This window comes from Pseudoduganella sp. R-32 (assembly GCF_049913245.1).
Lineage (GTDB): Bacteria > Pseudomonadota > Gammaproteobacteria > Burkholderiales > Burkholderiaceae_D > Rugamonas.
The window spans coordinates 1,864,020-1,885,002 of record NZ_CP183987.1; the positions used below are offsets into that span (position 1 = coordinate 1,864,020).

The 20,983-nt window shown below is 62.6% G+C and carries 14 protein-coding genes; 11 read left to right on the forward strand and 3 right to left on the reverse strand.

The features are described 5' to 3' along the window. Positions 1–29 precede the first annotated feature (29 nt). Together ACN9MU_RS08770 and ACN9MU_RS08775 are read left to right on the forward strand one after the other, a co-directional pair. Entirely contained in the window at positions 30–1,328 is a 1,299-nt protein-coding gene (locus ACN9MU_RS08770) for a TAXI family TRAP transporter solute-binding subunit (protein WP_426344434.1), read from the forward strand. A 106-nt stretch (positions 1,329–1,434) separates the two neighbouring features. Continuing rightward, positions 1,435–3,927: a TonB-dependent receptor plug domain-containing protein gene (locus tag ACN9MU_RS08775; protein ID WP_426169735.1), complete on the forward strand. Its 2,493-nt coding sequence runs from the start codon at positions 1,435–1,437 to the stop codon at positions 3,925–3,927. Positions 3,928–4,017: 90 nt separating this feature from the next. Here ACN9MU_RS08775 and ACN9MU_RS08780 read toward each other — a convergent pair whose 3' ends face one another. Continuing rightward, complete coding sequence (locus ACN9MU_RS08780) at positions 4,018–4,479, reverse strand: rhodanese-like domain-containing protein (protein ID WP_426169737.1); 462 nt, start codon at positions 4,477–4,479, stop codon at positions 4,018–4,020. A gap of 217 nt (positions 4,480–4,696) precedes the next feature. Here ACN9MU_RS08780 and glnA point away from each other — a divergent pair, with 217 nt between their 5' ends. From glnA to ACN9MU_RS08815, 7 genes are all read left to right on the forward strand, one after another. Further along, positions 4,697–6,112, forward strand: a complete 1,416-nt coding sequence (glnA, locus tag ACN9MU_RS08785) for a type I glutamate--ammonia ligase (RefSeq protein WP_090437322.1) — start codon at positions 4,697–4,699, stop codon at positions 6,110–6,112. A 99-nt stretch (positions 6,113–6,211) separates the two neighbouring features. Next, a complete protein-coding gene (locus tag ACN9MU_RS08790) occupies positions 6,212–6,697 on the forward strand; it encodes a DUF4124 domain-containing protein (RefSeq protein ID WP_426321736.1) in 486 nt (161 codons plus the stop codon). Beyond that, the gene (gene glnL, locus ACN9MU_RS08795) at positions 6,694–7,785 is read left to right on the forward strand and encodes a nitrogen regulation protein NR(II) (protein WP_426169744.1); all 1,092 of its coding nucleotides are present in this window, start codon (positions 6,694–6,696) and stop codon (positions 7,783–7,785) included. The genes ACN9MU_RS08790 and glnL overlap by 4 nt, the downstream gene beginning before the upstream one ends. A gap of 9 nt (positions 7,786–7,794) precedes the next feature. Continuing rightward, on the forward strand, positions 7,795–9,282 hold the full coding sequence (ntrC, locus tag ACN9MU_RS08800; protein WP_426169747.1) for a nitrogen regulation protein NR(I): 1,488 nt from the start codon (positions 7,795–7,797) through the stop codon (positions 9,280–9,282). A gap of 136 nt (positions 9,283–9,418) precedes the next feature. Next, positions 9,419–10,384 (forward strand): magnesium/cobalt transporter CorA, encoded by a 966-nt coding sequence (gene corA / locus ACN9MU_RS08805; RefSeq protein WP_426169749.1) that lies wholly within the window; start codon positions 9,419–9,421, stop codon positions 10,382–10,384. 42 nt (positions 10,385–10,426) lie between these two features. After that, positions 10,427–11,968, forward strand: a complete 1,542-nt coding sequence (locus ACN9MU_RS08810; RefSeq protein ID WP_426337148.1) for an HD domain-containing phosphohydrolase — start codon at positions 10,427–10,429, stop codon at positions 11,966–11,968. A 9-nt stretch (positions 11,969–11,977) separates the two neighbouring features. Continuing rightward, positions 11,978–13,321, forward strand: a complete 1,344-nt coding sequence (locus ACN9MU_RS08815) for a sensor histidine kinase (RefSeq protein ID WP_426169753.1) — start codon at positions 11,978–11,980, stop codon at positions 13,319–13,321. Here the strand turns inward: ACN9MU_RS08815 and ACN9MU_RS08820 are convergent. Continuing rightward, complete coding sequence (locus ACN9MU_RS08820; protein WP_426344435.1) at positions 13,296–14,930, reverse strand: NAD(P)/FAD-dependent oxidoreductase; 1,635 nt, start codon at positions 14,928–14,930, stop codon at positions 13,296–13,298. The two genes, ACN9MU_RS08815 and ACN9MU_RS08820, sit on opposite strands and share 26 nt — an antisense overlap. 237 nt (positions 14,931–15,167) lie before the next feature. Between ACN9MU_RS08820 and ACN9MU_RS08825 the strand changes: the two genes are divergently transcribed. Beyond that, positions 15,168–17,960 carry a TonB-dependent receptor gene (locus ACN9MU_RS08825; RefSeq protein WP_426344436.1) on the forward strand — a complete coding sequence of 931 codons (2,793 nt, stop codon included), beginning with the start codon at positions 15,168–15,170 and terminating at the stop codon, positions 17,958–17,960. A 170-nt stretch (positions 17,961–18,130) separates the two neighbouring features. Here ACN9MU_RS08825 and ACN9MU_RS08830 read toward each other — a convergent pair whose 3' ends face one another. Next, positions 18,131–18,856 carry a 16S rRNA (uracil(1498)-N(3))-methyltransferase gene (locus ACN9MU_RS08830; RefSeq protein WP_426337150.1) on the reverse strand — a complete coding sequence of 242 codons (726 nt, stop codon included), beginning with the start codon at positions 18,854–18,856 and terminating at the stop codon, positions 18,131–18,133. Between the two features lie 126 nt (positions 18,857–18,982). On the opposite strand from ACN9MU_RS08830, the gene tkt reads away from it, so the two are divergent. Beyond that, the gene (gene tkt, locus ACN9MU_RS08835; RefSeq protein WP_426169762.1) at positions 18,983–20,974 is read left to right on the forward strand and encodes a transketolase; all 1,992 of its coding nucleotides are present in this window, start codon (positions 18,983–18,985) and stop codon (positions 20,972–20,974) included. The last annotated feature ends 9 nt before the right edge of the window (positions 20,975–20,983 follow it).

Here is a 20,983-nt window from a genome sequence, read left to right on the forward strand (position 1 = left end):
ACACCGGGTTACCGGTTTAAAATGCGCGAATGAAACTCATCACCAAGTTCACCCGCATCAGCCTGCGCGACCTGCTGGTCTCGTTCGCCCCCACCATCCTGCTGATCGCCGGCGCCTGCGCACTGGCCTACTGGATCATCGACCCCACCCCGCCGCGCGTGGTCAAGCTCTCCACCGGCCAGGAAAACAGTGCCTACGAAAACATCGGCAAGCGCTACGCGCAAGCGATGGCCAAGCACGGCATCAAGGTCGTCCTGCAGCAAAGCCAGGGCTCGCAGGAAAACCTGCAGCACCTGAACAAAGGCGAAACCGACATCGCCTTCGTGCAAAGCGGCTCCACCAACGAAGCCGAAGCCGAACGCACCGGCCTGGTCTCGCTGGGCAGCCTGTTCACCGAACCTGTGTGGCTCTTCATGCGCGAGAAGAAAGCCGTCAACAGCCTGACCCGCCTCAAAGGACTGAAGGTCAACCTCGGCCCCGAAGGCAGCGGCGTGCCGCGCCTGTTCCGCCAGGTACTGCAGATTAACGGCGTCCACAACGGCGACATCATCGCCAGCGACCTGGAAAACACGCCCGCCACGGTGGAACTGCTGGAAGGGCGCATCGATGCCCTGGTATTCGCAGCGGCACCGGACGACCCGCTGATCCAGATGCTGTTGATGACGCCCGGGATCAAGCTGTTCAACTTCACCCAGGCCGAAGCCTATGCGCGCCGGCTGCCGTTCCTGACCCATGTCACCCTGCCGCGCGGCATCGTCGACCTGGGCCGCGACCTGCCGGCTCGCGACTACCACCTGATCGCACCAACCGCCACCCTGGTGGCGCGCGAAGACTTGCACCCGGCCTTGATCGACTTGTTCGTGCAGGCCGCCAGCGGCATCCATAGCGGGGCGGGCTGGTTCCAGCAGCAGGGCCAGTTCCCTTCACCGCGCTATACCGAGATCCCGGTCGCGCGGGAAGCGGCCAAGTTCTACAAGGATGGCCCGCCATTCCTGCAGCGCTACATGACCTTCTGGCTGGCCAACCTGTTCGATCGCCTGTGGGTGGTGGTGCTGGCCGCCGGCGCCCTGATCCTGCCGCTGTCGAAAGTCGTGCCGCCGATCTACGTCTGGCGCATCCGCTCGCGCGTCTACCGCTGGTATGGACAACTGCGCTCGGTGGAGCAAGGTGTCGATGAGGGCAAGCCGCGCGATGAGCTGCTGCACCGCCTGGACCAGATCGAAGAACGGGTCAACCGTCTCACCGTGCCGCTATCCTTTGCCGATGAGTTCTACGGCTTGCGCAACCACATCGAGTTCGTGCGGCAGAAGCTACGTACAAACACGTAAAACACCTTGAAAGTGTTGTATCCGCGAGACCCTTAATTGACAGTTGCTTACAGTTACCTCAAAGATAAGCCGGGGAGTGAAACTGGTTTAACAACAAGGGGTAGCTATGGCACCAAAAAAACAGGTTCTGGCAATCGCAGTTGCATCACTTTTCACCAATGCCGCATGGGCGCAGGAAGCGCCCGCCGGCGAAACCGCGACGGTGGTGGTGACCGGTACCCGGGTCTCCAACCGCACTGTGCTCGATACCACCGCACCGGTGGACGTCATCAGCGCCGACAGCATCAAGAATGCCGGTGTGCCGGAAGTGACACAAGCGCTGTCCGTGGCGCTGCCTTCATTGAATTTTCCGCGTCCGGGCCTGGCCGACGGTACCGACACCATCCGCCCGGCCACCCTGCGCGGCCTGGCGCCCGACCAGACCCTGGTGCTGGTCAACTCCAAGCGCCGCCACACTTCATCGCTGGTGAACCTGAATGGCACTATCGGCCGCGGTTCGGCAGCGGTGGACATGAATACCATCCCGGCCGGTATTGTGAAGACCATTGAAGTGCTGCGCGATGGCGCGTCCGCACAATACGGCTCTGACGCGATTGCCGGCGTGATCAACGTGCGCCTGCGCACCGATCGCACCGGCGGCGAAGCCAGCGTGAGTTATGGCCGTCGCGATACCGAGTACAACTTCAATCCAGGCACGCCGCCGGCCGGCGCCACCTGGGGCGTTGAAGATTCGCGCAAGCGCAAGGACGGCAATACGCTCAATCTCAGCCTGTGGAAAGGCATGGAGCTGGGCGAAAGCGGCTTCCTGACTCTCGCGCTGGAGCGCAAGCGGCAGGATCATACCGAGCGTTCCGGCTGGGACGTACGCCAGCAATATCCGCTGGTAAACGGCGCCTTCGATCCGCGCGAAGCGAACTTCAACCGCTTCAACGCCTGGTACGGCGAGCCTGAGCTGACGCAGAGTACCTTCTTCGCCAACGCCGGCTACAACCTGGCAGGCGGCGTCAAGCTGTATGGCTGGACCAGCTACCAGGACCGCGATGCGCGTTCGGGCGGCTTCTTCCGCCGCGCCCAGCAGGACAACAATACGATCGAGATTTATCCAAATGGCTTCCTGCCGATCATCGCGCCGGCAGTATCGGACTTCAGTGCCGCCTTCGGCGCCACCTGGACCGCCGGCGAGTGGGACATGGATGCATCCGTGACTTACGGCGACAACCGGATGGACTTCACCATCGAGAACACGCTGAACCGTTCCCTTGGCCCGTCCTCCAAGACTGTCTTCGATGCAGGCGGTTTCAAATACGACCAGCTCACCTTGAACCTGTCTGGCGTGCGGCAGTACGAAGTAGGCCTGTCGTCGCCGCTCAACGTGGCCGTTGGCGCGGAAGCGCGTCGCGAAGGCTACGCACTGCATGCTGGCGAGCCTGACTCCTGGCGTAACGGTGGAGTGACGCTGCCGCCGCTGCCGCCGCCGGCGGCGCAAACGCCACGGCCTACGGCTTCCGGTTCGCAGGTCTTCCCAGGCTTCCGTCCGAGTGATGAATCGGATGCCAACCGCAAGGCCTACTCGGTATATGTCGACGTGGAAGCGAACCTGACGCAGAACCTGTTGGCATCGGCCGCAGTGCGCGGCGAGCATTACACGGACTTCGGCAACAACTGGTCGGGCAAGCTGGCGGCCCGCTACAACTTCTCGCCATCGTTTGCGCTGCGCGGTTCGGCGCAAAATGGTTTCCGCGCACCGTCGCCGCAGCAGCAGTTCTTTACCTCCACGGCGACCAACTTCGTTGGCGGCGTGCCATACGACATCACCACCTTCAAGCCTAGTGATCCGGCTGCAGTGGCGCTGGGCGCCAAGCCGCTCGATGCCGAAAAGTCGACCAACTTCTCGCTGGGCGCGGTCGGCAAGATGGGCAAGGCCAGCCTGACGGTGGATGCGTTCCAGATCAAGATCCGTGACCGCATCGTGTTGTCTGAGAACCTGCTGCAGGACAATGTGCGGAACTACCTGACATCGCTGGGCTTCATCGGCATCGGCGGCGGGCGCTTCTTCATCAACGGCGTGAACACGACGACGCGCGGCGTGGACGTGGTGGCCAACTATCCATGGAATGCAGGCAACGTGGGCAAGTTCGACTTCACTCTGGCGGGCAATTACACCAAGACCGAAGTGACCAAGGTGCCGGTGACTGCGCAATTGGCCGCGCTGAATCCTGCGCCCCCGCTGTTTGACCGCGTGAACGTGCTGACCTTTGAACATGGCACGCCGCAGACCAAGTTCACAGCCAGCGTAAACCATACGCTGGGCAACTGGAGTGGCACCTTCCGCGCCACGCGCTACGGCAAGGTGTTGCAACCGGATGCAAATCCGGCACGCGATCACTGGATGACGCCGAAGACTTTGGTTGACGTGGAAGGGCGCTACAAGATCACGCAGCGCCTGACTGCAGCGCTGGGTGCGGAGAACCTGTTCGACCAGTATCCGGATCCGTATCCAGCGTTGTTGAATGGCACCGGCAATGCGCCATATTCCAATTACTCGCCGTTTGGCCGCTCGGGGCGCTTTGTCTATGCACGTTTGAACTACGCGCTTTAACCCAGAAGCCGCGGATCGGATAGGCGGCAGTTACACCGGAGAGATGATGGGCATCGGCGATATTGAACTATCCCGATGCCCATTTAATTCTTACGCGCCCGCCCAGGGCAGGCCTGCCTTGCACCAGCCGCCCACGTTCTTGCGGTGGCCTTCGGCATCCTTGTCGCCTTCGAAGCCTTCCAGGATGTCGTAGCACTGGGTGTAGCCGGCCTCGGTCGCCGCCTTGGCCGCATGGCGCGAACGCACGCCAGAACGGCACAGGAACACAATCACTGTGTCCTTGCCAGGCACCGCCGCCGCCAACTGGCCCAGGAAGTCAGGATTGGGCGTCCCGCCCGGATAGACGTTCCACTGCGCAGCATGATGCTGCTCGGCCGGAATCGCCACGCGCCCCACCCAATCGCGCTCGGCATTGGTCCGCACATCGACCAGGCGCACATGCGGATCGCATTTCAGCAGCTCGTATGCCTCATGCGGGGTCACCGCACCGGCATAGGGCAGGGAAGTGTCGCGTTTGCGTGCACGGTCGAGGATTTCGGCGGTGGAACTCATGGTTTTTCCTTTATGATGACTGCACCACAACGATGCATTTGCTTCAATTGGTGCAAATATGCACCACAGTGGTGCGATAATCGGCAGATGCACCCGCATGGTGCGCCTTTTGCGTGTTGGTAGCATGGAATTGGCTGGCATGATATCTGCTTAATGTACCACCAGCGTTCGCCGCACCCAAGTGGTCGCGGCAGTTTTTTCACTTAGGAGATATGTAATGGCACTGACCGCCGCAGACGTTCTGAAGATGGTACAAGAGCACGAAGTCAAGTTCGTGGACTTCCGTTTCGCCGATACCCGTGGCAAGGAACAGCACGTAACCGTGCCTGTGTCCCATTTCGACATCGACAAATTTGAATCGGGCCACGCTTTCGACGGTTCTTCCATCGCCGGCTGGAAAGGCATTGAAGCTTCCGACATGATCCTGCTGCCGGATCCTGCGACCGCCAACATCGACCCATTCTTCGAAGAAACCACCCTGTTCATGCAGTGCGACGTGATCGAACCGTCGGACGGCAAAGGTTACGACCGCGACCCGCGCTCCATCGCCAAGCGCGCTGAAGCCTACCTGAAATCCTCCGGCCTGGGCGACACCGCCTACTTCGGCCCAGAGCCAGAATTCTTCATCTTCGACTCCGTGAAGTGGAAGATCGACATGTCCGGCGCCATGGTCAAGATCGACTCCGACGAAGCTTCGTGGTCGACCGACAAGGACATCGACGGCGGCAACTCCGGCCACCGTCCAACCGTGAAGGGCGGCTACTTCCCAGTGCCTCCAGTCGACTCCTTCCAGGACATGCGCTCCGAAATGTGCCTGATCCTGGAATCGATGGGCATCCCGGTCGAAGTGCACCACCACGAAGTGGCCGGCGCCGGCCAGAACGAAATCGGCACCAAGTTCTCGACCCTGGTCGAGCGCGCCGACTGGACCCAGAACCTGAAATACGTGGTGTGGAACGTTGCCCACTCCTACGGCAAGACCGCTACCTTCATGCCTAAGCCAGTGGTTGGCGACAACGGCTCCGGCATGCACGTGCACCAGTCGATCTGGAAAGACGGCAAGAACCTGTTCGCCGGCGACGGCTATGCCGGCCTGTCCGACTTCGCGCTGTACTACATCGGCGGCATCATCAAGCACGCCAAGGCACTGAACGCGATCACCAACCCTGGCACCAACTCGTACAAGCGCCTGGTGCCAGGCTACGAAGCTCCAGTGAAACTGGCTTACTCCGCACGCAACCGTTCGGCTTCGATCCGTATTCCACACGTGGCCAATCCAAAAGGCCGCCGCATCGAAACCCGCTTCCCGGACCCGCTGGCCAACCCATACCTGTGCTTCGCTGCACTGATGATGGCCGGCCTGGACGGCGTGCAAAACAAGATCCACCCAGGCGAAGCAGCGTCCAAGGACCTGTACCACCTGCCACCGGAAGAAGATGCACTGATCCCAACCGTCTGCGCATCCCTGGAAGAAGCCCTGGATCACCTGAACAAGGACCGTGAGTTCCTGACCCGCGGCGGCGTGTTCACCGATTCGATGATCGATGCCTACATCGAACTGAAGATGACCGAAGTGACCCGCATGCGCCAGACCACTCACCCGGTCGAGTTCGACATGTACTACTCCCTGTAATCAGGGGACGATTGCCGGAATTAACCGGCAGTCAACAAAAGCGCGAGGCCAGCAGCTTGCTTTCCTCGCGTTTTTTTTCGGATGTTGTATAGTCGGGGCATGAACACTCGCACTCTCGTATTACATGGGCTGGCGTTGCTGGCCGTGAGTGGCGCAGCGCAGGCGCAGCAAATTTTTCTCTGCGTGGATGCCGATGGCCGCAAGGAACTGACCGATACCCGCAAGGGGAAGAACTGCAAGACGCTGGACCTGCCGGGCGCCACCATTCCCGCGCCGGGCGGCGCGCGCCGCGGCTCGACGCCGTCCGCACCTGCCGTAGCGCCAGCCAACTTCCCACGCGTGGAAAGCTCGGAACAGAAAGCCCGCGATGCCGACCGCCGCGCCATCCTGACCGATGAGCTCAACACCGAAAACCGTAAGCTGGCGGATTTGCGCAAGGAATTCAACAACGGCGAACCTGAACGCCGGGCCGACGAGCGCAACGCCGCCAAGTACCAGGAGCGCGTAACTGGCCTGAAGGACAGCATCGCGCGTGCGGAATCGAACGTGGAAGCGCTGAAGCGCGAGCTTGCCAATATAAAATGACCCCAGACAGCCCTGCCAGCATCCGGCCCGCTGAACTGGCAGGGCTGGACCTGCTGGCATCGGCCGTTGTCATCGTCGATGGCGGCGGCCATATCCTGTACCTCAACGCGGCTGGCGAAAACCTGCTGGAATCGTCGCTGAAAGCCCTGGCGCGCCAGCCGCTGGGCGGCCTGTTTGCAGCGCCGCTGGAGCTTGAGAACATCATCGCGCAGGCGCGCGAGCACAAATTCTCCGACGTACGGCAAGAGCTGGTGCTGGAACGCAGCGGGCGTGAAGCGCTGCACGTGCACATCATCGCCAGCGCGCTGGACGAGCCGGATGGCGCCGTGATGATCGAGCTGCGCGAGATCGTGCAGCAGATGAAGCAGGACCGCGAAGAACGCCTGATGGACCAGAGCCAGGTCAACAAGGAGCTGATCCGCAACCTGGCGCACGAAATCAAGAACCCGCTGGGCGGCATCCGCGGCGCTGCCCAACTGCTGGAAATGGAACTGCCGCCGCTGCACCTGACGCAGCTGCGCGAATACACCCAGGTCATCATCAAGGAAGCGGACCGCCTGCAAACCCTGGTGGACCGCCTGCTGGCGCCGCACCGCCGGCCGCACATCGTGGGCGACGTCAATATCCACGAAGTGCTGGAGCGGGTGCGTAGCCTGATCCTGGCTGAATTCCCGGTCGGGCTCACCATCCGCCGCGACTACGACGCTTCCTTGCCCGAATTCCGCGGCGACAAGGAGCAGTTGATCCAGACGGTCCTGAACATCGCCCACAATGCCGCGCAAGCGCTGGCGGCACGCATCGAGCAGGGCGATGCCGAGATCATTTTCCGCACCCGTGTGGCGCGCCAGATGACGCTGGCGAAGGTGCGTTATCAGCTGGCATTAGATTTGCATATCATCGATAACGGACCGGGCATCCCGCCCCAGATCCGCGACCGCATTTTCTACCCGCTGGTGTCGGGCAGGGATGGCGGCAGCGGCCTGGGACTGACGCTGGCGCAAACCTTCGTGCAACAGCACATGGGTGTTATCGAATGCGAAAGCAGGCCTGGTCAAACGGACTTCAGAATCTTATTGCCTTTGCCTTGATCGGAATACATGAAACCAATCTGGATAGTTGACGACGACGAATCGATCCGCTGGGTGCTGGAGAAAGCCCTGGCGCGGGAGAACCTCGCAACGCGCAGCTTTGCCAATGCGCGCGATGCGGTCGCCGCGCTGGAACATGAGACGCCGCAGGTGCTGGTGTCGGACATCCGCATGCCGGGCGACTCCGGCCTCGACTTGCTGCAACTGGTGAAGCAGCGCCATCCCGGCCTGCCGGTGATCATCATTACCGCCTTCTCCGACCTGGATTCCGCCGTGGCGGCCTTCCAGGGCGGCGCCTTTGAATACCTGGCCAAGCCCTTCGATATCGACAAGGCGGTGGAGCTGATCCGCCGCGCGCTGGACGAAAGCCTGCGCGAGTCGAGCATCGAATCCGGGCCGGCCGATACGCCGGAAATCCTGGGCCAGGCGCCGGCCATGCAGGAAGTCTTCCGCGCCATCGGCCGCCTGTCGCAATCGAATGTGACGGTGCTGATCACCGGCGAATCCGGCACCGGCAAGGAGCTGGTGGCGCGCGCATTGCACAAGCACAGCCCGCGCGCCGAGCAGCCCTTCATCGCCATCAATACGGCCGCAATTCCCAAGGACTTGCTGGAATCCGAATTGTTCGGCCACGAGCGCGGCGCCTTTACCGGCGCGCAGACGACTCGCCGCGGCCGTTTCGAGCAGGCCGAAGGCGGCACGCTGTTCATGGACGAAATCGGCGACATGCCGTTCGACCTGCAAACGCGCCTGCTGCGCGTGCTGTCGGACGGGCACTTCTACCGCGTCGGCGGCCACTCGCCGCTGAAGGCCAATGTGCGCGTGATCACGGCCACGCACCAGAACCTCGAGCAGCGCGTGCGCGACGGCCTGTTCCGCGAAGACTTGTATCACCGCCTGAACGTGATCCGCCTGCGCCTGCCCAGTTTGAGGGAGCGGCGCGAGGATATCCCTATCCTGGTGCGCCACTTCCTGGTGCAGAGTGCGCGCCAACTGGGCGTGGAAGCCAAGCGCATGAGCGATTCGACGCTGGCGTTCTTGCAGCAGCTCGAGTTGCCGGGCAATGTGCGCCAGCTGGAGAACCTGTGCAACTGGATCACCGTCATGGCGCCGGGCCAGACGGTGGAAGTGAAAGACCTGCCGCTGGAACTGACGCAAGGGCAGGAGAGCGCCATGCATGCCGCCGTGCCGGCCGCGGCCGAAACCGCGATGCCGCAGCACCACGGCACAGTGCAGCCCTTGGCGCCACCGCCATTGGCTGCATCGCCGGAAGGCTGGCTTAGCCTGCTGGAACTGCAGGCGGCCGGCATGCTGAGCAGCGGCCAGCAGGACGTGATGGACGTGCTGGGTCGCCAGTTCGAATCGGCCCTGATCCGCACCGCGCTGAAGTACACGCACGGGCGCAAGAACGACGCCGCGATCCGGCTTGGCATCGGGCGCAATACCATCACGCGCAAGATTGCCGAACTGGGCATCGACGGCGCCAAGGATGACTGAAACCGGTAAGGCGGTGTCAGGCACAAGTGCCTGACACCGGTCCGCGGCGGCCGCGTGCGGGGTCAGGCCCTGCGGGCCTGACCCCGGTTTACCGGTTTTCAGTTATGCTGCGGGCTTGGAAATTTGAGGAGCCTGCATGCTGATTAACTGCGTCGCCTACCAGGATGGGCGCAAGCTGGCTGATATCCCGGTCGAGGACATCAGCGATTACGTGGCGCGTCAAGACGCCTTCGTCTGGGTCGCCCTGCGCGACGCTTCACGCGCGGAACTCGAAGTGATGCAGGAAGAATTCGGCCTGCACGAACTGGCGGTGGAAGACGCCGGCCGGGGCCAGCAACGCCCCAAGATCGAGGAATACGGCGACTCCCTGTTCGTCGTGGTCAAGATGCTCGAGTTGCGCGAGGACGAGCTGCATGTCGGCGAAGTCGATATCTTCGTCGGCCCAAACTACGTCCTGTCCAATCGCTCCAATTCCACCAAGGACTTCCTTGGCGTGCGCGCCCGTGCCGAGCGGGAACCGCACCTCTTGCAGCAAGGCTCCGGTTTCGTGCTGTACGCGCTGATGGACGCTGTGGTCGACCGCTATTTCCCGATCATCGACACGCTGGAAGTCGAACTGGAAAAGATCGAAGAGCGCATCTTCATCCGCGGTTCGCAGCAGGACAATATCGAGCGGCTGTATGAGCTCAAGCGCAAGGTGATGACGGTGCGCCACACCGTCGCCCCCTTGCTCGATGCCATTGGCAAGTTGCACGGCGGCCGCGTGCCGGCGGTCTGCCGGAACACGCAGGAATATTTCCGCGATGTCCACGATCACTTGCTCCGCATCAACTCTGCCCTCGATACCATGCGCGAGACCATCGGCACCGCAATCCAGGTCAACCTGTCGATGGTGGCGCTGGAAGAAGGCGAGGTCAACAAGCGCCTGGCCGCCTGGGCTGCAATTTTCGCCGTCTTGACCGCCTTCGCCGGCCTGTGGGGCATGAATTTCAAGCACATGCCCGAGCTGGACTGGCGTTTCGGCTACCCGGCGGCCCTGACCTTGATGGCTGTTGTTTGCGGCGCATTGTATCGACGCTTTAAGAAGGTGGGCTGGCTGTAGCGGTATATAATTTTCAATAAACAACCTCTGGTGGGGCTGGGCATGGTTGATGACGCAATGTTGTTCGACGATGATGAAACGCCAGCCCCGGCCGCGTCCCTCCCGCCCTGGGAGATCCTGGTCGTCGATGACGAGCAAGCGGTACACCAGGTCACCGAGCTGGTGATGTCGGACTTCGAGTTCGACGGCCGCCGCGTCCATTTCTCCCATTGCTATTCCGGCAGCGAAGCGCGCGCGCACCTGGCCCGGCCCGGCCAGTTTGCCCTGATCCTGCTCGACGTCGTGATGGAGTCCGAGCACGCCGGCCTGGAGCTGGTGCGCTATATCCGCGAAGAGCTGGGCGACCGCAACGTGCGCATCGTATTGCGTACGGGCCAGCCTGGCCAGGCGCCGCAGGCGCTGGTGTTGAAAACCTACGACATCAACGATTACCGCGAAAAGACCGAGCTGACGCACGCCAAGCTCAGCACCGTGTTCTATTCCGGCCTGCGCGCCTATCGCGACCTGATGCGGCTGGAGCGGGCCCGCCTTGGCTTGCGGCGCTCGATCGACGCCATCACCCATGTCTGCGATTCGGACAACCTGCGCCATTTCTGTTCCGCAGTACTGGAACAGGCCTCGGCATTGCTGGGCCGGCAGGCGGAAGGCGTCTGCGCCAGCCGCATGAATGCCTACGCTGCGGCGCGCCAGCCAAGCCGCCTGCAGGTGCTGGCGGTGACCACGGCCTACGCCGACCTGGCCCTGGAGGAAACGCTGGACCATTTGCCGGCGCAGGTGCGCGATGCCTTCCTGCGCTGCATGGCGGAGCAGGCCGACCATTATGGGCCGCGGTACTACGCTTGCTACTACCGCACGCGCGACGGCAACGAGAGCCTGCTGTACATGTCTTTCAGCGAAGCGCTGGAAACGGAGGAGCGCGAACTGCTTGGCCTTTTCTCGGCGAATGTCGCCATCACCTACGAACGGCTGCTGGCGCGTGAGGAACTGGAGGCGACCCAGGAAGCCATCATCCACATCCTTGGCGAGGCGCTGGAAAGCCGCTCGGCAGCGTCCGGCGGCCATGTGGAACGCGTGGGCGAGATCGCCGCCATGCTGGGCGCAGCGGTCGACATGCCGGAAAACGCCGTGCGCCAGCTGCGCCAGGCCGCCCCGCTGCACGATATCGGCCATGCCGGCATCCCGGACGACATCCTCAACTTGCCCGGCCCGCTCGACGCGGCGCAGCGCACGCGCATGCAGGGCCATAGCGACATCGGCTGGCATATGCTGTCCTCGTCGACCCAGCCGGTCCTGCAACTGGCAGCGCGCATCGCCCACGAACACCATGAGCGCTGGGATGGCGCGGGCTACCCGCAAGGCTTGCAGGGTGCCGATATCAGCCTGGCAGCGCGCATCACCGCGCTGGCCGACTTCGTCGACGCCATGGTGAGCCCGCGCAGCTATCGCCCGGCGCATACGCTGCAGCATGCGCTGGATGAGGTGCGCGAGGGCAGCGGCAGCCGCTTCGATCCGGCATTGGCCAGCCTGCTGTTGCAGCATAAAGATGACCTGCAAGACCTGTACCGGCGCCACCCACCCCATTAGGAGCCCGTGATGGAACTATTCGACGCCAACGACGCGCGCACCCTGGCCGAAGCGGCGTTGCGCTCGATTACCGATTCCACTGCGCGTGCGCGCGGCGAGGAATTTTTCCGCGTACTGGTGCGCGACCTTGCGGCGGCGCTGGACGTGACCTATGTGATCGCGGGCCGCGTGATCCACATGCCGGACGGACAGGAAGGCATCCGCACCCTGGCCGTGTGGGGCGGCGAAGAGTTCCTGCCGAATATGGAATACAGCCTGGAGCACACGCCTTGCCACAACGTGACCGACCAGACCATGTGCTTCCACGGCTGCGGCATCCAGCAGGATTACCCGCTCGACACCCTGCTGGTGGACATGAAGGCGGAAAGCTACGTCGGCATGCCGATGGTCGATACCGAGGGCAAGACCCTGGGCATCCTGTCGGCCATCGACACCAAGCCGATAGATGAAAACAGGCGCTTGCTGGCGCTGTCGCTGCTGTCGATCTTCGCCGCGCGCGCAGCGGCCGAGCTGCAGCACCAGGATCGCGAGCACCTGCTGGAGGAAAAGGTCTCGCGCCGCACCGAGGCCCTGCGCGCGGCGCAGGCCAGCCTGGTGGAGCAGGAAAAGCTGGCGGCGCTGGGCGCGCTGGTGGCCGGCGTGGCGCATGAGGTGAACACGCCGGTGGGCGTGGCGCTGACCGCCGCATCGGCCATGAGCAGCTATACGGCGCAACTGGTGCAGGCATTGGAAGCGCCGAAAGTGAGCCGCTCCGACCTGGTCAACCTGGCCGCGCGCTTGAACGATGCGGCAGCGCTGATCGAGCAGAACCTGCACCGCGCCGCCGCCCTGATCGGCAACTTCAAGCAACTGGCAGTGGACCAGGGCACCGAGCATGTGAGCACGCTGGCGCTGAAGGATTATGTGCAGGGCGTGGTGTCGGCGCACAGCCCGGAATTGCGCAAGGCCGGCATCAAGGTGGAGGTGGAGATCGACCATCTGCTGCGGCCACGCCTGCCGCCCGGGAAGTTCTCGCAAGTGCTGTCCAACCTGCTGATGAACGCCGCGCGTCACGCCTACCCGGATGGGCAGGGCGGCACGGTGACCGTTCGCGCCAGCACGGCCGACGGCTGGCTGGAGATGGACTTCATCGACCAGGGCGTGGGACTGGCCCCCGGCGTGAGGGAAAGGATTTACGAGCCCTTCTTCACGACCAAGCGCGGGCAGGGCGGCTCAGGACTCGGCATGCATATTGTCTACACCATCATGCAGCAGATGGGCGGCGCGGTGGAAGTGCACAGCAAGCCCGGGCAAGGCTGCCGCTTCCACCTGCAGATGCCGTTTGAAGTCAGGACTTCTCCGCCGCCTGCATAGACAGCGCCACCGCTTCCGCCACCTTGATGCCATCCACGCCGGCCGAGAGGATGCCGCCGGCATAGCCCGCGCCCTCGCCGGCCGGGAACAAACCGCGCGTGTTCAGGCTTTGCAGGTCGTCGTTATTGCGCTTGATGCGGATCGGCGAGGAGGTGCGGGTTTCCAGGCCGGTCAGCACGGCATCGTGCTTGAAGTAGCCCTTGACCTGCTTGTCGAAGGCCGGGAAGGCTTCACGCAGCGCGACCACGGCGTAGTCCGGCAAGATGGTGGCCAGGTCGGTCCAGGTGATGCCGGGCTTGAAGGAAGGGACTACGGCGCCAACGTCGCTCGACGCGCGGCCGGCCACGAAGTCGCCCATCAACTGGCCCGGCGCATTGTAATTGGAGCCGCCCAGCACATAGGCCTTCTCTTCCAGGCGGCGCTGCAGTTCGATGCCGGCCAGCGGGTGGCCAGGGTAGTCTTCCTCAGGGCTGATCGACACCACGATGGCGCTGTTGGCATTGCGCTCGGCGCGCGAGTATTGCGACATGCCGTTGGTGACCACGCGGCCCGGCTCCGAAGCGGCCGCCACCACGGTGCCGCCCGGGCACATGCAGAAGCTGTATACCGCGCGGCCATTGCTGGCGTGATGCACCAGCTTGTAGTCGGCCGCGCCCAGGATAGGATGGCCGGCATTCGGGCCGAAACGGCACTGGTCGATCAGCGATTGCGGGTGCTCGACGCGGAAGCCGATCGAGAACGGCTTGGCCTCGATGTAGACGCCGCGCTGGTACAGGGTTTCGAACGTGTCGCGCGAGCTGTGGCCGATGGCCAGCACCACATGATTGGTTGCGAGATATTCGCCGCTGGCCAGGTGCAGGCCGCGCATCTGGCGCACGCCGCTTTCCTCGCCGATGTCGAAATCGGTCACGCGCTGCTCGAAGCGGATTTCACCGCCCAGGGCGGTGATTTCCTCGCGCATGTTTTCCACCATCTTCACCAGGCGGAAGGTGCCGATGTGCGGCTTGCTGACGTAAACGATTTCTTCCGGCGCGCCGGATTTGACGAACTCGGTCAGCACCTTGCGGCCATAGTGCTTGGGATCGCTGATCTGGCTGTACAGCTTGCCGTCCGAAAAGGTGCCCGCGCCGCCTTCGCCGAACTGCACGTTCGATTCAGGGTTCAACACGCGCTTGCGCCAGAAGCCAAACGTATCCTTGGTGCGCTCGCGCACGGTCTTGCCGCGTTCGAGGACGATAGGCTTCAGGCCCATCTGGGCCAGGATCAGGGCGGCGAACAGGCCGCATGGGCCCATGCCGATGACCACCGGGCGCGGCTGCTTGCCGTCGGCGTTGACGCCATGCGCGACGAACTTGTAAGCCATGTCCGGCGAGACCATCAGGTGCTTGTCGTCGGCGCGCCTGGCCAGGATGCCGGCATCGTCCGTGGTTTCCACATCGACCGAGTAGATCAGCGAGATGTTGGACTTCTTGCGCGCGTCATAGCTGCGTTTATAGACGGTAAAGCCCAGCATCTGCTGCGGTGAAATCTTCAGGCGGGCCAGAATGGCTTTGGCCAGCTCCGGTTCTTCGTGGTTGAGGGGGAGCTTGATTTCGTTCAGTCGCAACATGGTGGTCTTTCTCTCTCGGATGGGGCGCGCAACGGGCCCAAAGGCGACATTTTACCCGCTTCCTCCAGATTGATTTGTGTTGGTTGCACGCCATAAGGCTTTGCCGATTCGCCGCCGCCTTCCTGGCGACTCCGGCACAATCCGCTTTTTTCATTATTCATTGCTGAATTGACATGCTTTGATTCACAAGCCGCACCCGGCGGCGAGTACAAAAAACAGAGAGTCAAAGAGGAAACGATGATGAAAGAAACCATCCTGTCGCGTTCAGTGCGACTGATGTTCATGGTCGGCCTGGGCGTTGCAGTCCAGCCGGTGATGGCTGAGGAGAACATCCAACGGGTCGAGATCACCGGCTCGGCAATCAAGCGCGTTGCAGTGGAAGGCGCGCTGCCGGTGCAGACCCTGTCCAAGGCGCAGATCGAGCAGACCGGTGCCACCACGGTGGCCGACCTGGTAGCAACGCTGCCGTCGATGCAGGGCTTCGTGACGTCGTCGGCGTCGATCAACGGCGGCGGCGGCGGGGTGCAGACGGCTTCGGTGCATGCCATTGGCACCGGCTACACGCTGGTATTGCTGAACGGCCGCCGCATTGCACCTTACAGCTCGGGCTCCGCGGTCAACCTGGCCTCGATCCCGCTGTCGGCGGTCGAGCGGGTCGAGATCCTGACCGACGGCGCTTCGGCCCTGTACGGTTCCGACGCGATTGCCGGCGTGGTCAACTTCATCCTGAAGAAAAACCAGACCGACGCAAACATCGAGCTGACCTACAACCGGCCCACCAAGGGCAGTGCAGGCTCCACCTCGAACGTGGCCATTTCCAAGGGCTTTGGCGAGCTGGAGAACGATGGCTTCAACGTGCTGCTGGCCTACAGCCACGACACGCAGAAGGAGCTGAGCGCGAGCGACCGCCGCTTCTCGGCGCCGGGTGGGGTGCATGCCTTCGGCGAGGGCGGCAAGGCCTATTCGCTGTATCAGGTATCGGCCAATTCGATCCCGGGCAACGTCAATGCGCGCACCAGCAACGGCAATGTGCTGTTCAATCCAAGCCTGATCAATACTGGCGCCTGCGGCGCGCCGAACACCTTCAAGGTGGGCGACCGCTGCATGTACAACTACGGTTCGGTGGTCGAACTGTTGCCGGAACTGAAACGCGACGGCCTGTTTGCCTCCACCAACATCAAGCTCAATGCCGATTGGACCTTCTTTGCCGAAGGCCTGTATTCGAAGTTCACCAGTACGGCACGCTATGCGCCGCCGGCCCAGCCGCTGTCGCTGGATATCAATTCCGCGCTGTACAAGGCCAACGTGGTGCCGGCGCTGGTCAAGCTTGGCGTGGACCCGGCGACGGTGAATTCCGCCACCATGAGCTTGCGCCTGGTCGATGCAGGCGGCCGTACCGACGACTGGAAAACCGAAGCGAGGCACCTGGCGCTCGGCGTCGAAGGCCGGTTGGGCGGCTGGGACCTGACCGCCTCGTACACGCATTCCGAAACCAAGGCGGAAGACCACGCGGTAGCTGGCTACACCAGCAGCGACAAGCTGGACGCCTTGATGGCCTCCGGCGCCTACAATCCCTTCATTGTGCCGACTGAGGAAACCCGCGCCGCGCTGGCTTCTGCCGTGCTGCACCAGCAACTGGATGAAACCACCTCGAAGATCGATGTCGTGAACCTGCGGGGCTCGCGTCCGGTATTCGAGGCGCCGGGAGGGGCCGCCATGCTGGCTTTGGGCGGCGACTTCCTGCGCCAGAAATATGTTTACGATCCAAGCGCGATCACCATGGGTGCCAACGGCCTGCAGCCGAACTTTACCGATAGCCCGATCGGCGGCATCTCCGGCTCCTTGCCGACCGATGCCTCGCGCAAGAACTGGGGCGCGTTCGCCGAACTGGTTGTGCCGGTGATGAAAGGCCTGGAGCTGACTGGCGATGTGCGCTATGACAGCTACGACGCGGTGAAGGACAAGATGAACTTCGACAGTACCGGCAAGCTGGTCGCGCCGGGAACCAAGGGCAATGAGGCCAGCAAGACCACCTACAAGCTGGCCGCGGCCTGGCGCCCGGCCGATTCCGTGCTGGTGCGCGGCTCATACGGCACGGGCTTCAAGGCGCCGGTGATGACCGATATCACCAACCCGCTGCAGGGCGGCGGCTCGTCGAATGCGCATCCATGCCCGATTACGTCAGGTCCGCTGCTGCCGCTGTGTAACGGCACCTCTGAATATAACCTGCTGAGTGGCGGTAATCCGTATTCCGGCGCCACCGGCTTGAAGCCGGAGACTTCGAAACAGGCTTCCATTGGCTTGCGCGTGGAGCCGATGCGCGAACTGTCCATTGGTTTCGATTTCTGGGATGTGAAGATCAACGACCAGATTTCCAAGTTGCCGGAGAACGAAGTGTTCAACAATCCGGCCAAGTATATGGGCCTGTTCGTGTCCTACTACGACCCGATCCAGAAGCAGGATACGCTGGCCGCTGCGCTCACGCCATTTAACCTGGCCAAGTCGCACTACCAGGGCGTCGACTGGGACCACACCTACAAGCTGGGCAAGCTGGCGTTCAACTGGACCGGTACTTATATGAAGAAGGCCGATTTCCAGACGCTGGCGACCGACCCGGTCGAGAACAGCGTGGGGCGTTTCGATTCGTATAACTCGGTGACCTTCCGCTGGATCAGCAAGGTGGTGGCGAGCTGGAAGCAGTCGGATGTGCTGACGCATTCGCTGACCGGGGTGTACAAGTCCGGCTATCACGATATGCCGATCAGCGCGGACAGCCTGGCGGTGCGGGATGAGGCGGGCAATTTCGTGGCGTCGAACCGCAAGGTGGATGATTACCTGGTGTGGGATTGGCAGACGCGCTATCGCTTCAATCCGAACCTGGTGCTGACTGGCGGCATCAAGAACTTGTTTGACCGTGAGCCGCCGTTCTCGCAGCGGATCGCGGGGGGCGGTAACCAGATGGGGTTTGATGCGCGGTATACCGATCCACTGGGGCGGCAGGTTTATCTGGTGGGCAACTACAAGTTCTAAACCGGTAAACCGGGGTCAGACCCGCAGGGTCTGACCCCCAACGGTCTTGAAGCCTGGGGTTGGGTTCGAGGCTTTTGATCTTCGCAATAAGTCAAAGGCCTACAACCACCCCCGCGGCAGTTGAGTCGACCGGGTCTGACCCTGCGGGTCAGACCCGGGTTTACTGGTTTTCAGATCCCGCCCCAGGCCGCAGACAGGATCGACACCGCCGCTAAAGCCGCCGTCTCCGTCCGCAAGACCCTCGGCCCGATCGACAAGGGCAGGACCCCATGCCGCAAAGCCTCAGCCTCCTCCTCATCGGAAAAGCCGCCTTCCGGCCCAACCATGATGCTGAGCGCCTGCGCCGGCTGGTGTCTTGCCCAATCCGCCAGCGACTCCGTGGCGCGCGGCGTCAGGATCACGCGTTTATGCAAATCCTGCCGCGCAATCCACTCGCGGAACTCGAGCGGCGCCGCCACCGATGCCAGCCGGTTGCGTCCGCACTGCTCGGAAGCCGACACCACGATCCCATTCCAGTGTTCCAGCTTCTTCTCCGCCCGCTCGGCCGACAGCCGCACCACGCAGCGCCGCGCCGCCAGCGGCTGGATGCCGGCCACGCCCAGTTCCACCGCCTTCTCGATAATCCAGTCCATCTTCGAGCCCTCGGGCAACGCCTGGGCCAGGGTCACGGCAAACGGCAGTTCCGCTTCGCGCGGGTCGAAGACCTTGATCTCCGCCCAAGCTTTCTTTTTTTGCACATCTGTCAACACTGCCGTATACTCGCCGCCATCGCCATTGAACAAGGTCAACGTGTCGCCCGGCTCCATGCGCACCACGTTGATATGGTGGGCAACGTCGGCTGGCAGCTCCAGTTGCTGGCCTGCGGCAAAGGGCTGTTGCACGTGGAAACGGGGCATATGGTCACTTCGGAAAGGTTGAAATGCACCAATTTTAAGCGTTGCTGTCACGCTCTGGTAAAATATCGGGTTCCATAGGCGGCGTCTGCCGCAGTGCACCAAATACTCAACCTTCCTCGAACTACGATGAAAACTTCGCTCCCTTTCACCAAAATGGCCAACGCGATCCGTGCGCTGGCAATGGACGCTGTGCAGAAGGCCAATTCCGGCCACCCAGGCATGCCAATGGGCATGGCTGAGATTGCCGTAGCACTGTGGAGCGGTCATCACCGCCACAACCCGACCAACCCAGCCTGGGTCAACCGCGACCGCTTCCTGCTGTCCAACGGCCACGGCTCGATGCTGCACTACGCGCTGCTGCACCTGTCGGGTTACGACCTGCCGATGGAAGAGATCAAGAATTTCCGCCAGCTGCACTCCAAGACTCCGGGCCACCCGGAAGTGGGCTACACCCCAGGCGTGGAAACCACCACCGGCCCGCTGGGCCAGGGTATCGCCAACGCGGTCGGCATGGCGCTGGCTGAGTGGCTGCTGGCATCCGAATTCAACAAGCCAGGCTTCGACGTGGTCGACCACTACACCTACGCCTTCATCGGCGACGGCTGCCTGATGGAAGGCATCTCGCACGAGGTGTGCTCGCTGGCCGGCACCCTGGGCCTGAAGAAGCTGATCGCCCTGTACGACGACAACGGCATTTCCATCGACGGCAAGGTTGAAGGCTGGTTCACCGACGACACGCCTAAGCGTTTCGAGTCCTATGGCTGGAACGTGATCAAGAACGTCGACGGCCACGACGTGGCAGCGCTGTCCGCAGCCATCGAACAAGCGAAGAAATCCGACAAGCCAACCCTGGTTTGCTGCAAGACCATCATCGGCAAGGGCTCGCCAAACCTGCAAGGCGGCGACAAGGTGCACGGCGCACCGCTGGGCGACAAGGAAATCGCCGCAGTGCGCGAGTACATCTCCTGGGGCGCCGAGCCGTTCGACATTCCTCACGACGTGAAGGAAGCGTGGGACTTCAAGGAAGAGGGCGCGAAATTCGAAGCCAGCTGGAACGAGATGTTCGCCAAGTACTCCGCCCAGTACCCAACCGAAGCTGCTGAACTGACCCGCCGCATGAAGGGCGAACTGCCAGGCAACTTCCAGGCAACCCTGGACGCCGCCATCGCCGCCTGCGTCGAAAAGAAAGAAACCATCGCCACCCGCAAGGCATCGCAGAACGCAATCCAGGCCCTGGCGCCAATCCTGCCTGAATTCCTGGGAGGCTCGGCCGACCTGACCGGCTCCAACCTGACCAACTGGAAAGAATGCATCGCCGTTCGTTCCGGCGTGCCGGGCAACCACATCAACTACGGCGTGCGCGAGTTCGGCATGTCCGCCATCATGAACGGCGTTGCCCTGCACGGTGGCTATATCCCGTTCGGCGCGACCTTCCTGACCTTCGCCGACTACAGCCGCAACGCGCTGCGCATGGCCGCGCTGATGAAGCAGCGTTCCCTGTTCGTGTTCACCCACGACTCGATCGGCCTGGGCGAAGACGGCCCGACCCACCAGTCCGTGGAACATGTGTCCTCGCTGCGCCTGATCCCCAACCTGGACAACTGGCGTCCGGCCGACACCGTCGAATCGATGGTCGCATGGGGCGAATCCGTAAAGCGCGCCGACGGCCCGTCGACCCTGATTTTCTCGCGCCAGAACCTGCCGTTCATCGAGCGTTCCGCTGAAGTCCTCGCCAACGTCGCCAAAGGCGGCTATGTGCTGTCCGACGAAGCCGGCGCTAAGGCCATCCTGATCGCCACCGGTTCCGAAGTGGAACTGGCCATGAAAGCCGCCGCCGAACTGAAGGCAGCCGGCACCCCGGTACGCGTGGTTTCCATGCCGTCGACCGACGTGTTCGACCGCCAGGACGCAGCCTACAAGGCATCCGTGCTGACCAAGGGCCTGCCACGCGTGGCGATTGAAGCGGGTGTCACCGCCTTCTGGTACAAGTATGTTGGCCTGGAAGGCGCGGTTGTCGGCATCGACACCTTCGGCGAATCCGCACCGGCTGGCGTGCTGTTCAAGCACTTCGGCTTCACCGTCGACAATGTTGTGGCAAAAGTCAAAGCAGTCATCTAATTTCTATCA